Origin of the sequence: Kineococcus gurbantunggutensis, assembly GCF_050871925.1 — a bacterium.
Lineage (GTDB): Bacteria > Actinomycetota > Actinomycetes > Actinomycetales > Kineococcaceae > Kineococcus.
Window position 1 is genome coordinate 1 of sequence record NZ_JBJLSG010000136.1, and the last position, 13,855, is coordinate 13,855.

8 protein-coding genes are annotated in these 13,855 nt (G+C 76.4%); 1 reads left to right on the forward strand and 7 read right to left on the reverse strand.

Features of this window, described 5'->3' with window-relative positions; translation table 11 throughout:
• Positions 1–240: 240 nt before the first annotated feature.
• The 5 genes from ACRYR7_RS19680 to ACRYR7_RS19700 form a co-directional block, all read right to left on the reverse strand.
• Positions 241–3,273: an alpha-mannosidase gene (locus ACRYR7_RS19680; RefSeq protein WP_432573811.1), complete on the reverse strand. Its 3,033-nt coding sequence runs from the start codon at positions 3,271–3,273 to the stop codon at positions 241–243.
• A gap of 51 nt (positions 3,274–3,324) precedes the next feature.
• Complete coding sequence (locus ACRYR7_RS19685; RefSeq protein ID WP_432573812.1) at positions 3,325–4,236, reverse strand: carbohydrate ABC transporter permease; 912 nt, start codon at positions 4,234–4,236, stop codon at positions 3,325–3,327.
• Entirely contained in the window at positions 4,236–5,162 is a 927-nt protein-coding gene (locus ACRYR7_RS19690; RefSeq protein ID WP_432573813.1) for a carbohydrate ABC transporter permease, read from the reverse strand. The genes ACRYR7_RS19685 and ACRYR7_RS19690 overlap by 1 nt, the downstream gene beginning before the upstream one ends.
• 2 nt (positions 5,163–5,164) lie before the next feature.
• Positions 5,165–6,529: an extracellular solute-binding protein gene (locus ACRYR7_RS19695; RefSeq protein ID WP_432573814.1), complete on the reverse strand. Its 1,365-nt coding sequence runs from the start codon at positions 6,527–6,529 to the stop codon at positions 5,165–5,167.
• Positions 6,530–6,604: 75 nt separating this feature from the next.
• Entirely contained in the window at positions 6,605–7,855 is a 1,251-nt protein-coding gene (locus ACRYR7_RS19700; RefSeq protein WP_432573815.1) for an ROK family protein, read from the reverse strand.
• 154 nt (positions 7,856–8,009) lie between these two features.
• On the opposite strand from ACRYR7_RS19700, the gene ACRYR7_RS19705 reads away from it, so the two are divergent.
• Positions 8,010–10,052, forward strand: a complete 2,043-nt coding sequence (locus ACRYR7_RS19705) for a glycoside hydrolase family 3 protein (protein ID WP_432573816.1) — start codon at positions 8,010–8,012, stop codon at positions 10,050–10,052.
• Positions 10,053–10,138: 86 nt separating this feature from the next.
• Here the strand turns inward: ACRYR7_RS19705 and ACRYR7_RS19710 are convergent, their stop codons facing one another.
• Positions 10,139–13,060 carry an FAD-binding and (Fe-S)-binding domain-containing protein gene (locus ACRYR7_RS19710; RefSeq protein ID WP_432573818.1) on the reverse strand — a complete coding sequence of 974 codons (2,922 nt, stop codon included), beginning with the start codon at positions 13,058–13,060 and terminating at the stop codon, positions 10,139–10,141.
• Positions 13,061–13,128: 68 nt separating this feature from the next.
• Positions 13,129–13,674, reverse strand: coding sequence for a hypothetical protein (locus ACRYR7_RS19715; RefSeq protein WP_432573817.1), 546 nt, complete (start codon positions 13,672–13,674; stop codon positions 13,129–13,131).
• Positions 13,675–13,855: the final 181 nt, after the last annotated feature.

The window sequence follows — 13,855 nt, forward strand, 5'->3', positions numbered from 1 at the left end:
CCCCCCTGTGCGTTCGCGGTGCGGGGGGAGATATAGACATGAGACCCCTCGGGTGTCGCGGTGGGCGCCGGGGGGGCGGGGGGGACGGCGGGGTCCCCCCGGTCCCCTCACGGCCGCCGGCGCGTCCGCCGCCCAGGCGGTGACGGACACGAGCACGCTAGTTCCGCAGCGTGAACCCCCGTGCGCATTTTCCGCCCGGCGACGAGGACGGCGACGGGGTGGGCGGCGGCTGCACCGCCCTCAGGCGCGCCGCCAGCGCAGGGTGGCGATCTGGAAGGGCCGCAGCTCCACGACCGCGGCGCCCTCGTGCTCCCCGCGCAGGGCGCGGGGTTCGGCCACGTCCCGCTCCAGCAGGTCCGTCTCGGTCACCGGGCCGGCCGCGAAGGAGGGGCGCACGGTGGCGCGGGCGCGCCCGCCGTGCGCCTCGTACAGCCGCACGACCACGTCGCCGCTGCGGTCCTCGGCGAGCTTGACGGCCTCGACGACCACCCCCTCGCCCTCGACCGCGAGCAGCGGCTCGACGGGACCGGCGCCGCGCACCTCGCGCAGCGGCAGGTTCAGCCGGTACCCCTCGCGCACCGCGTCGGGGATCCCGGCGCCGACGAGCAGCGAGGCGCGCAGCACGTGCCGGCCCTGGTCGGCGTCGGGGTCGGGGAACAGCGGCGCGCGCAGCAGCGACAGCCGCACCGTCGTGGTGGTGCCGCCGTCGGCGCGGGTGGTGCGCCCGGTGTCGTGCCCGTAGGTGGAGTCGTTGGCCACGGCCGCGCCGTAGCCGTTCTCGCCCACGTGCACCCAGCGGTGCGCGCACGTCTCGAAGCGCGCCGCGTCCCAGGAGGTGTTGGTGTGGGTGGGCCGCAGCACGTGCCCGAACTGGATCTCGCTGGCGGCGCGGTCGGCGTGCACGTCCAGGGGGAAGGCGAGCTTGAGCAGCTTCTGCCGCTCGTGCCAGTCCACGTCGAGGGTCAGCTCCACGGCCGCCGAGCCCGCGGCCAGCGAGACCACCTGCTCCACGCGCGAGGCCCCGAAGCGGCGCACCACGCGCACGGCCACCCGCTGCGGGGTGTCCTGCACCAGCTCCACGGACTCGGCGGTGTCGAGGTCGGTGGTGTGCCGGCGGTAGTGCTCGTCGACGTCCCAGGCGTCCCACTGCGTGGGGGTGTCGCGGTGCAGCTGCAGCAGCCCGCCGCGGGCGCCGGGGGCCAGCACCTCGCGCCCGGCGGCCAGGTCCAGCACGGAGGTCAGCAGCCCGGCGCCGTCGAGGGCGACGCGGACGCGCTCGTTCTCCAGCACGTACCCCTCCCCGGAGGCGGAGGCGCGCGCACCGGTGCCCGGCTGCGCGGTCCCGGCCCCGAGCGCGGCGACGCCGTGGCGGGGGAAGGGCGAGGCGTTGAACACCACCGCCCGCTCGCCCCGCCCGGCCAGCGCGCGCTGGGCGGCGGCGATCAGCTCCTCCAGCTCCGCGGCGACCTCGGCGTAGCGGGCCTCGGCCTCGCGGTGCACCCAGGCGATGGAGGAGCCGGGCAGGATGTCGTGGAACTGCTGCAGCAGCACCACGCGCCAGAGGCGCTCCAGCGCCTCGTACGGGTAGGCCGCGCCGCGCTGCACGGCCGCGGCGGCGGCCCACAGCTCCGCCTCGCGCAGCAGGTGCTCGCTGCGCCGGTTGCCGCGCTTGGTGCGCGCCTGGGAGGTGTAGGTGCCGCGGTGGAACTCCAGGTACACCTCCCCGCTCCACACCGGCGGGTCGGGGTACTCGGCCTCGGCGCGGCGGAAGAAGCCGTGCGGGCCGCCGAGCTCGACGGTGGGCGAGCCCTCCAGCGAGCGGGTGCGCGCGGCCGCGGCGAGCATCTCGCGGGTGGGGCCGCCGCCGCCGTCGCCGTAGCCGAAGGGCAGCAGGGAGGTGCGCGCGCGGCCCTTCTCGGCGAACTGCCGCTCGGCGCGCGCCAGGTCCGCCCCGCCGAGGTCGGAGTTGTAGGTGTCGGCCGGCGGGAAGTGGGTGAAGATGCGGCTGCCGTCGATGCCCTCCCACGCGAAGGTGTGGTGCGGCATCCGGTTGACCTCGTTCCACGACGGCTTCTGCGTGAGGAACCAGCGCGCCCCGGCGGCGCGGGCGATCTGCGGCATGGCGGCGGTGTAGCCGAAGGAGTCCGGCAGCCACACGTCCAGCGGTTCCACGCCCAGCTCCTCGGCGAAGAACCGCTTGCCGGCGACGAACTGGCGGGCCAGGGCCTCCCCGCCGGGCATGTTGGTGTCCGACTCCACCCACATGCCGCCCACGGGCACGAACCGGCCCTCGGCCACGCGCTTCTTGATCCGCTCGAACAGCTCCGGCTGGCTGTCGCGCACCCAGGCGTACTGCTGCGCCGAGGAGGCGGCGAAGACCAGGTCGGGGTCCTCGTCCATGAGGGCCAGGACGTTGGAGAAGGTGCGCGCGCACTTGCGCGCGGTCTCCCGCGTCGGCCACAGCCACGCGGAGTCGATGTGCGCGTGGCCCACGGCGGTGACGCGGTGCGCGCTGGCCGAGGCCGGCTGCGCGAGCACCGCGGCCAGCGCGGCCCGCCCCGCCGCGGCGGTGCCCGCCACGTCCCAGGGGTCCACGGCGTCGACGGCGTCGTCCAGGGCGCGCAGCACCTCCGCGCGCCGCGCGGACGTCGCGGGCAGCTCGGCCAGCAGCCCGCGCAGGGTCCACACGTCCTGCTGCAGCTCCCACACCTGCACGTCCAGCTCGGCCAGGTCCGCGGCGGCGAACCGGTACAGCGGGTCGGTGCCCGCGGTGGCGGGGTCGCCCAGGCGGGTGGGGGTGGCGAAGACGCCGTCGCCGGAGACGTCGGGGTTGGAGGACGCCTCCAGCAGCACGTCCACGGCACCGTCGGCGCCGGTGACCGCGGCCAGCGGCAGGTACCGGTTGCGCGGGTGCAGGCCCTTGACGACCGTCCCGTCGGGCCGGTACGCCGTCGCCTCGGCCTGGAACCCGGGCTGCACGTGCGAGTAGCCGAGGTCGACGACCACCTCCGCCCGGGTGCCGCCGGTGCCGAACCCCTCCGGCACGCGCCCGGTGAGCCGGAACCAGGTGGTGCCCCAGGGCCGCCCCCACGCCGTGCCGACCGCGAAGGGCGCGTAGGGGGCGGCGGCCGCCTCGGCGAAGGGCACCGGCTCCCCCGGCGCCCGCCACGCGCTCACCTCCAGCGGCACGCGCCGGCGGTACGTCGCGGGGTCGAGGCGCTCGCGCACGAAGCGGTCGACGCGCATCTCGACGAGGGCGGGGTTGACGTGCACGGGGCGGCTCCTGGGGTGGGTCGCGGGTGGGTGGGTCCCTCGCCGAGTCGATCAGCCCTTGACGGAACCCGCCAGCGCGAACGACCCGCCCGCGAGGCGCTGCACGACGAGGTACAGCACGAGCACGGGCGTGGCGTACAGCACGGAGAAGGCCGCGAGCTGGCCGTAGGCGACGGCGCCGTTGGTGCCGAAGAAGGTGTAGATGGACACCGCGGCGGGCTGGCGGGCGGGGTCGAGCAGCAGCACGAAGGGCACGAAGAAGTTCCCCCACGCCTGCGTGAAGACGAAGATGAACACCACGGCGGTGCCCGGGCGCATGAGGGGCACGACGATGCGGCGCAGCGCCGTCATGGCGCTGGCGCCGTCCACCCAGGCGGCCTCCTCCAGGGAGACCGGCACGCCGTCCATGAAGCCCTTGAGCATCCACACCGCCATGGGCAGGGACGTGGCGGCCAGGAACAGCACGGTCCCGGTGAGGGAGTCCAGCATCCCCAGCGCCACGAACAGCGCGTACACCGGGACCATGATGGCCGTGATGGGCAGGCAGCTGCCGAAGAGGATCGCGTACAGGAACGAGCGGTTGAACCGCATCCGGTAGCGCGAGAGCGGGTAGGCCGCCAGCGTGGCGACGACCACCGTGACCACCGCCGCGCCGCCGGAGACGAGCAGGGAGTTCCACAGCGGGCGCAGCGTCAGGTCGTAGGTGAGGACGTCGCGGAAGTTCGCCAGCGTCGGCGCGTCGGGCAGCGCGACGGAGACGGTGGCGTCGGCGTCCAGCGAGGCCAGCACGATCCAGGCCAGCGGCACCAGGAAGGCGGCGCCGACGACGAGCAGCGCGAGGTTCGCGGCGAGGCCCGCCCCGCGCCGGCCGGGGGAGGTCACGTGCAGCGCCGCGCGGGCGGGGGCGGCGGGCGCCGGTGCGGGCGGGGCGCCCTCGCGGGTCCCGGTCCTCGTCGCGGGCATCAGTCCACCTCCGGCTTGAGCACGCGGACGTACACGGCGGCGAACACGGCGCCGATGACGAGGGTCACGACGGCGATGGCGGTGCCGTAGCCGACCTGGGCGAACTTGAACGCCTCCTGGAACGCCAGCACCGGCAGGGTGGAGCTGCGCGTGCCGGGCCCGCCGCCGGTCATCACCCAGATGAGGGTGAAGACCCCCAGGGTCTGCAGCGTGGTGAGCATGAGGTTGGTGGAGATGGCCCGGCGCACCATCGGCACGGTGATGCGGAAGAAGCGCTGGACGCCGCCGGCGCCGTCCAGCGAGGCGGCCTCGGTGACGTCGGGCGGCACCTCGGCCAGGGCGGCGCCGTAGACCATCATCGAGAAGGCGGTGCCGCGCCAGACGTTGGCCAGGACGACGGCCACCACGGGGAACGACACCAGCCAGGCGGTGCCGTCGGCCCCCACCGCCCCCAGGGCGGCGTTGAGGGTGCCGTCGGCGGCGAAGAACGCGTACAGGGTGAACGCCGCGACGATCTCCGGCAGGATCCACGCGGTGACGACGAGCGCGCTGACGGCCGAGCGCACCGGTCGCGCGGCGGCGCGCAGCAGCAGGGCGACCGCCATGCCCAGGACGTTCTGCCCCACCACCGCCGAGGCCACCACGAAGACGAGCGTGAGCCAGGCGGAGCTCCAGAACTCCCCGCTGCCCAGGAGCCGGGCGTAGTTCTCCAGGCCGACGAACTCCGGGTTCGCGGCCCGGTAGCCGCTGAGCGCGGTGTTGGTCAGCGAGCCGTACAGCGCGTAGGCGACGGGCCCGGCGAGGAACACCAGCATGAGCGCGACGGCCGGCAGCAGGGGGGCGAGCTTGAGGAGGGCGCCGGGCCCGCGCCGGGCGGGGGTCGCCGGCGCCCGGCGCGGGCCGCGGGTCGCGAGCGCGGTGGTCACGGTCAGCCCGCCGCCTGCGTGCGGTCCTCGCCGACGATGCCGACCAGGCCCTCGTCGTAGTCGGCGGCGGCCTCCTCCGGGCTCAGGCTGCCGGTGGCCACGGCCTCGGCGGCGACCTGGATGTTCGCCGAGATCTGCGAGTAGTCCGGGGTCGCCGGGCGGAAGTTCGTCACCGGCACCAGGGAGGAGAAGAACGCGAAGGACGGGTTGTACCCCAGGTACGCGGGGTCCTCGGCGACGTCGCGGCGCACGGCGATCTGGCTGTTCTCGGTGTCGTACTTCAGCGTGTTCTCGCGGTTGAGCGCGACGGTGATGAAGTCGAAGGCGGCCTGCGGGTCGGCGGCGTTCGCGCCGACCGAGAGCAGCCAGCCGCCGGACATGGAGGTGCGCCCGGGGGCCTGGCCGTCCTTGGTGGGCATGGCGGCGATGCCCATCGTCTGCTCCCACTCCGGCCACTCGTTCTCCCCGGAGATCCACGCGCCGGGCAGCCAGGAGCCGTCGATCGCCATGGCCATGCGGCCCTGCGGCAGCAGCTCGGTGCTCACCCGGCTGCCCAGGGCGGCGTCGAGCATCAGGGAGGTGTCCGGGCCCAGCCCCTCGGAGTAGACGCCGTCGTAGAAGGCGAGCGCGTCGCGGAACCCCTGCGAGCCGGTGATCCACTTCTTGCTGTCCGCGTCGTACAGCTCGTCGCCGGTGCCGTACAGCAGCATCTCGAAGCCCTGCATCGACGTGGCCTCGCCCGCCGCGCGGCCGGCGTAGAGGTTCAGCGGGACGACGTCGGGCACGCGCTCCTTCACGGTGCGCGCGGCGGTCAGGACGTCGTCCCAGGTGGTGGGCTGCCAGTCGGCCGGCAGGCCCGCCCGCTCGAAGACCTGCTTGTTGAAGTAGATGCCGCGGGTGTCGGTGCCCATGGAGACGCCGTAGGTCTTGCCGTCGTCGCCCAGGCCCGCCTCCTTGGCGGTGTCGTCGAACTGCGACCAGTCCGCCCAGCCGGCGAGCATGTCGTCGATCGGCGCGAGGTAGCCGGCGGCGGCGTCGGAGCGGACCTGGAAGCTGTCCTCGTAGATGACGTCGGGGGCCGTGGAGGGCGAGCGGTTCATCAGGGCGAGCTTGGTGAAGTACTGGTCCTGCTCGGCCTCGATGGGCACCAGCTCCACGGTGCGGCCGGGGTTGGCCGCCTCGTACTCGCCCTTGGCCTTCTCCAGCAGGTCCTCGAGCTGGGTGAACTGCGCCGTGCGCTGGTAGGCGACCCGCAGCGCGCCGTCGTCGCCGTCGCCGCCGCTGCTCGCTCCCCCGCACGCGGGCAGGACGAGCGTGGCGGCCGCGGCGGTCGCGGCCGCCCCGAGGAAGGTCCGTCTGCGCGCCATGTGGTGCTCCTTCGCATCCCGCGGGGTCCCCGTCGACCCTCCACGCAGTATGTAAATCAATTGGAGTTGCTCGCGTCAAGACCCCAGCAGCAGCACCGACGAGCGGGGGCTGAACGCGTCGTCCAGCACCAGGCACGCCGCCCCCACCGCGGCCACGTCGCGCCCCACCCGCGTGCCGCGGATCTGCACCGCGTGCAGCGGCGCGGCCACCTCGCGCGCGCGCACCAGCGGCGGCACCACCTGCAGGAAGCGCCGCTCCAGCCGCGGCCACAGCGGCCCGCCGAAGACGACGAGGTCCAGGTCGAGGAGGTTCTGCACGCCGGAGACCGCGCGCGCCACCCGGGCGGCGGCCGCGTCCAGGACCGCCACGGCGGCCGGCACGCCCTCGTCGGCGAGCCGGCACACCTCCCCCAGCGCCCGGTCCACGCCGAGCACGCCGTCCAGCGGCCACGGCCCCAGCCCCGCCTCCTGGGCCTGCAGCACCATCGCGCGCGGCGCGTTGCGCTCGCCCAGGCAGCCGCGCTGGCCGCACGCGCACCGCGGCCCGGTGCCGTCGGCGGCCAGGTGCCCCACCTCGCCGGCGTTGCCGGACGCGCCGCGCAGCACCTCCCCGCGCAGCACCAGCCCGGCGCCGATCCCGGTGCCCAGGTAGACGAACGCGAAGCTGCCGGTGGGCCCGGCGCCCCCCGCCCACATCTCCGCCACGGCCGCGGCCACGACGTCCTTGTCGAGCAGCACCGGCAGGCCGGTCGCGCCGGACAGCGCCTCGCGCACGGGCACCCGCGCCCAGCCGGGCAGGTTCGGCGCGCCCACGACCTCGCCGGCGGGCCCGTCCACCGGCCCGGGCACCGCCACGCCGAGCCCGGCGATCCGCTCGGCGGGCACCCCCGCGGCCGCCACGGTGGCCGACACCTCCGCCGCGACGCGCGCCAGGGTCTCCTGCGCGGGGGCCTCCGGCGCCAGCGGCACGTCGGAGCGGGCGACCACGCCGCCGCGCAGGTCCAGGACGACGGTGGTGGCGACCACCGGGTCCAGGTGCACCCCGACCGCGTAGCGGCCCGAGGGCGCCAGGCGCAGGATGGTGCGCGGCTTGCCCGGGCCGACGCCCTGCTTGCCCGCCTCCACGACCAGCCCCTGCTCGATGAGGTGGCGGCAGATGTTGGAGACCGTCTGCGCGGACAGCCCCGTCAGGGCGGCCAGCTCCACCCGGCTCAGGCCCTCGGCGTGCCGGCGGACGGCGTCCAGGACGACGACCCGGTTGTAGTCGCCGACGCGGGGCAGGTTCGAGCCGCGGCGCACCGCGGCGGGACGGGGAGGCGCTACCACCGCGTCAGCCTGCCACGGGCACCGCGGGCGCTCGCGCGCTCGGCCGCCCGCCGCCGCGTTGACGCCGGGCGCACCACGGGCCAGGATCACAGGGCGTCACACCTTGGCACGGTCCGCGACGGCGCGGCCGTGGTGTGCCCCGCAGGAGGTCTCCGTGCCCCTCGCCCCCTCCCCCCGCACCCCGGGACGACGCCGCCGCGGTTCCGCCGCGCTGGCGGCGCTGGCCCTGCTCGTCCCGCTGGCCCCGCTCACCCTGACCACCGGCGCGGCCGCCGCCGCCCCGCCCCCGCGCACCGGCGAGCGCGGCGAGCACCGGCCCGGCGCGGTCCCCTACCGCGACGCCCGGCTGCCCGTCGAGGCGCGCGTGCGCGACCTGCTCGCCCGCATGACGCTGGAGGAGAAGGTCGGGCAGATGACCCAGGCCGAGCGCGCCGCGGTCACCACCGACCCCGCGCTCGTCGCCCGCCTCGGGCTCGGCTCGGTGCTCTCCGGCGGCGGCTCGGCGCCCGCGCCGAACACGCCGCAGGCGTGGGCGGACACCGTCGACGCCCTGCAGCGCCAGGCGCTGAGCACCCGCCTGGGCATCCCGCTGATCTACGGCGTGGACGCCGTGCACGGGCACGGCAACGTGTTCGGCGCCACGGTCTTCCCGCACAACATCGGCCTGGGGGCCACCCGCGACGCCCGCCTGGTGGAGCAGGTCAACGCCGTGACCGCCGAGGAGGTGCGCGCCACCGGCATCCCGTGGAACTTCGCGCCGTGCCTGTGCGTGACGCGCGACGCGCGCTGGGGCCGCAGCTACGAGAGCTTCGGGGAGGACCCGGAACTGGTCGCCCGGCTGGGCACCGCGGCCGTGGCCGGGCTGCAGGGCCGCGGGCAGCGCGAGCTGGGCCGCCCCGAGCGCGTGCTCGCCACCGTCAAGCACTTCGCCGGCGACGGCGGCACCGAGTACGGCACCGGCAGCGGCGACTACCCGATCGACCAGGGCGTGACGGTCGCGAGCCGGCGCGAGTTCGAGCGCACCCACCTGGCGCCGTACTGGCCCGCGATCCACCACGCGCGCGCCGGCAGCGCCATGCCGTCGTTCTCCAGCGTCGACTTCACCGACGACGGGGTCGGCGACCCCGTGAAGATGCACGCGCACCGCGAGCTGCTCACCGACGTGCTCAAGGGCCGCATGGGCCTGGACGGTTTCGTCGTCAGCGACTGGGAGGCGATCCACCAGCTCCCCGGCGAGTACGCCGACCAGGTGCGCGCCAGCGTCAACGCCGGCGTGGACATGTTCATGGAGCCGAACACCTCGGCCGCGTTCGTCGAGACGCTGCTCGCCGAGGTGCGCGCCGGCCGGGTCCCGCAGGCGCGGATCGACGACGCGGTGAGCCGCATCCTGGCGAAGAAGTTCCAGCTCGGGCTCTTCGAGCGGCCCTTCGCCGACCGCCGCCACCTCGGCGAGGTCGGCTCCGCCGAGCACCGCGCCGTGGCCCGCCGCGCCGTGGCCCGCTCGCAGGTGCTGCTGCAGAACTCCGGGCGGGCCCTGCCGCTGCGCCCGGACGCGGACGTGTACGTCGCCGGGCGCAGCGCCGACGACGTCGGCATGCAGTCCGGCGGCTGGACGCTCACCTGGCAGGGGTTCCCCGAGCGCAACGCGGCCGGGGTCCCGCAGCAGCCGGGCACGAGCATCCTGGAGGGCATCCGGCAGGTCGCCCCCCGCGCCGACGTCACCTACAGCGCCGACGGCACCGCACCGGTCGGGGACGCCGACGTGGCGGTCGTCGCGGTCGGCGAGACGCCGTACACCGAGGGCTTCGGCGACGTCGGCGGGCCGCTGTGGGCCTACGACCCCGCCGACGCCGGGCAGCCGCGCGAGGAGAAGTCGCTGGAGCTGCAGCCGGAGGACCGCGCCACCGTCGAGCGCGTGTGCAGCCGGGTGGCGACGTGCGTGCTGCTCGTCGTCTCCGGCCGCCCGCAGGTCGTGACCGACCTGCTCGACGACGCCGACGCGGTGGTGGCCTCCTGGCTGCCGGGCACCGAGGGCGCCGGGGTCGCCGACGTGCTCTTCGGCCGCGCGCCCTTCACCGGCAGGCTGCCGGTGAGCTGGCCGCGCACCGCGGCGCAGGAACCCGTGAACGTGGGCGACGCGGGCTACGACCCGCTGTTCCCCTACGGCCACGGGCTGAGCACCCGCTGGCGGCGCTGACGTCGGGGAACCGACGACGGCGCTGACGTCGGGCAGCCGACGGCGGCGCACCGGCCCGCCCCGCCACCGGGGCGGGCCGGTGCGCGTCAGCCCTGCCGGTGCAGGGCCTCCACGAGCAGCTCCGCCAGGTGCTTGGGCCGCACCCCGGCGAGGTTGTCGGACTGGGTGCGGCAGGAGTACCCGTCGGCCACGACGACCGCGCCGGGGTCCTGCTCGATGCCGCGCAGCGCCGGCAGCAGGGCGTGCTCGGCGACCTTCACCGAGACGTCGTAGTGCCCGGCCTCGGCGCCGAAGTTCCCCGCCAGGCCGCAGCAGCCGGAGAGCACCTGCGCGTCCACGCCGGCCTTGGCCAGCAGGGCGGCGTCGGGGGCGAAACCCATCACCGCGTGCTGGTGGCAGTGCGGCTGCACGACCGCGCGCACGTCGCCGTCGGGGTCCAGGCGCGGGGGCACCCAGTCCGGGCGCTGCTCGGCGATGAGCTCCGCCAGCGTCTTCACGCGCGCCTTGAGCGCGTGCGCGCGCGGGTCGTCGGGCAGCAGCTCGGCGGCGTCCTCGCGCAGCAGCGCGGTGCAGGACGGCTCCAGCCCGACGACCGGCGCGCCGGCGGGCAGGCCGGGGGCGCTGAGGGCGTCCAGGGAGGCGCGCAGCTGCTTCTTGGCGCCGTCGAGCTGACCGGTGGACACCCACGTCAGCCCGCAGCACACCTTCTCGGTGGTGATCGAGACCTCGAAGCCGAGGTGCTCCAGCAGCTCCACCGCGGCCCGGCCGACCTCGGGCGAGAAGTGCTCGGTGAAGGAGTCCACCCACAGCACCACCGGCTGCCCGCCGGTGCGCGCGGCGCCGGTGCGCTCGTGCCGGCGGAACCAGGCGCGGAACGTCTGCTCGGCGAACCTCGGCAGCGGGCGCTCCTGGGCGATGCCGCCGACGGCGCGGGCCAGGCGGGCCAGCGCGGGCACGCCGGTGAGGGCGTTGACCAGCTTCGTCTCCAGGCGGTGCAGGGTGGCCAGGCGCGACCAGCGCGGCAGCCACCCCAGCAGGTAGTGGTTCGTCGGGCGCAACCGCCCGGCGAAGTGCTTGTCGAGGAACTCCGCCTTGTAGGTCGGCATGTCCACGCCCGCCGGGCAGTCGGCGCTGCACCCCTTGCAGGACAGGCACAGGTCCAGGACGTCCAGGACCTCCTTGGAGCGCCAGCCGTCGGTGACCAGGGTGCCGTTGGCCATCTCCTGCAGCAGGCGCGCGCGCCCGCGGGTGGAGTCCTTCTCGTCGCCGGTGGCCAGGTAGCTGGGGCACATCACGCCGCCGGAGTCGGCGCGGCACTTGCCCACGCCCACGCAGCGGTGCACCGCGCGGGTCAGGTCGCCGCCGTCGTGGGAGTACGCGAACTTCAGCGGCATCCCCAGGGCGTGCGCGGGGCGGGCGGCGGGCACGCGCAGGTCCGCGTCCAGGGGGGCCGGGCGCACGAGCACGCCGGGGTTGAGCAGGTCGGCGGGGTCGAAGGCGCGCTTGACCTCCTCGAACGCGGCGACCGCCTCGGCGTCGTACATCAGCGGCAGCAGGGCGCCGCGGGCGCGGCCGTCGCCGTGCTCGCCGGACAGCGAGCCGCCGTGCCGCGCCACCAGGCGGGCGGCGTCCTCCAGGAACTCCCGGGTGCGCCGCGCGCCGCCGTCCTCGTAGAGGGAGAAGTCGATGCGCACGTGGATGCAGCCGTCGCCGAAGTGCCCGTACGCCAGGCCGTCCACGCCGTGCGAGGCCATGAGCGCGTCGAACTCGCGCAGGTAGCGCCCCAGCCGCTCCGGCGGCACGGCGGCGTCCTCCCAGCCGGGCCAGGCGGGCTGGCCCTCCGGCGAGCGCCCGGCCAGGCCGGCGCCGTCCTCGCGGATGCGCCACAGCTTGCGCGCGTCGGCGGCGGTGGGGATGACGACGGAGTCCAGCGCGGCGGAGTCGGCGACCATCGCGCGCGCGGCGGCCAGGGACTCCTCGGGGCTCTCCCCGCCCATCTCCACGAACAGCCAGCCGTCGCCGGTGGGCAGCCCGTCGACGGAACCGCCGCGGCGCACGACGGCGTCGGCCAGGCGGCGGTCGATGCCCTCCACCGCCAGGGGGCGGTGCGCCAGCAGGGCCGGGGTGGCGTCGGCGGCCTCGTGCATGGAGGCGTAGCCCAGGACGACGAACGTGGTGGACGGCGACTGGCGCACCAGCCGCACGCGGGCGCGCAGGATCGTCGCCAGCGTGCCCTCGGAGCCGGTGAGCAGGCGGGCCAGGGCGGTGCCGGTGGGGCCGCCGGTCTCGGGCAGCAGGTGCTCCAGCGCGTACCCGGAGACCTGCCGGCCGAAGGTGCCGAAGGAGGTGCGGATCAGCGCCAGGTGCCGGGAGGCGACGTCCCCCAGCTCGGCGAGCAGCTCCGCGGGCGGGGCGTCCGTCCAGTACCGCCGGCCGTGGCCGTCGAGGACCTCCAGCGCGATGACGTTGTGGCTGGTGCGCCCGTAGGCCAGGGCGTGCGAGCCGCACGCGTCGTTGCCGATCATGCCGCCGACGGTGCAGCGGGCGTGGGTGGAGGGGTCCGGGCCGAAGCGCAGCCCGTGCGGGGCGGCCGCGCGCTGCAGGTCGTCCAGGACGACGCCGGGCTCGATCAGGGCGGTCATGCCCTCGGGGTCGACGTCCAGGACGCGGTGCAGGTGGCGGGAGAAGTCCAGGACGACGCCGGTGCCGACGGCGTTGCCGGCCACCGAGGTGCCCGCGCCGCGGCTGGTGAAGGGCACGCCCAGCTCGCGGCAGACGGCGAAGGCGGCCTCGACGTCCTCGGTGGAGCGGGGGAAGACGACGACCTGCGGCACGACGCGGTAGTTGGAGGCGTCGGTGGTGTACTCGGCGCGCCGGCGGGTGGAGGCGTCCACGACGCCGGAGGCGGCGTCCACGCCGAGGGCGGTGCGCAGGCGCTCGACGAGGTCGTCGGCGCCGGTGGCGGCGGTGCCCGGGGCGGTGCCGGTCGCCGGGGCGGGGTCGGTCATCGTCACGCCCCCAGTGTGCAGCCTGGCGCCGACACCCCCGGACGCCCGGGCGGGCGGCCCCCGGCGGGTCAGGCGGCGCCGGTGGCGTCCCGCCCGCCGGCCACCAGCAGCAGCCGGGCCAGGCCGGCGGGGCCCAGCCGGGCGCACGGCGCCGAGGCCGCCAGCGGTGCGCGCTCCTCCCCCGCGCCCCAGCGCCCCGTCGCCGGGTCGCGCCGCAGCGGGCCCAGGAGGCTGTCGTGCAGCACGTCGCCGGCCACGGGGTGGTGGGAGGCGGCGCACGAGCCGGCGGGCGCTCCCGGGCCGGCCGGGACGCCCACGACCGCGGTGCCCACCCCGGCGCTGGCGCGGAAGTCGGCGTACCCGGCGGGCACGGCGGCCGGGTCGCTCAGCAGCACCGGGGCGGCCGGGGCGACGCCCTCCTCCGTGGCGGCCGCGAGCAGGGCCGCGTGCCGGGCGTCCACGCCGGCCACCGTCGTCCACGCGGTGCGCCGCAGCTCCGTGGCACCGGGGGCGGCGGCGACCGCGAGCACGCCGAGCGCCGCCAGGGCCACGACCGTCTCCAGCACCGTCAGGCCCGCGTCCCGCGCCGCGCCCGCGTCCCCGTCGTGCCGCACCGTTCCCCCTGATCGCCGTCGGAGCCCCGAGGGTGCGTCCGGGCGGCGCGGGCCCGGTGACCGCGTCACCCGGGCGGGCGAGCGCGCGGCGCCCGGGCGGGGGCACGAGCACCCCCCGGCACCAGGGCCGTGACGCGCAGTGTGCCCCCCCCCACCCCCCCCGGGTGGTGGGGGGGGCGCG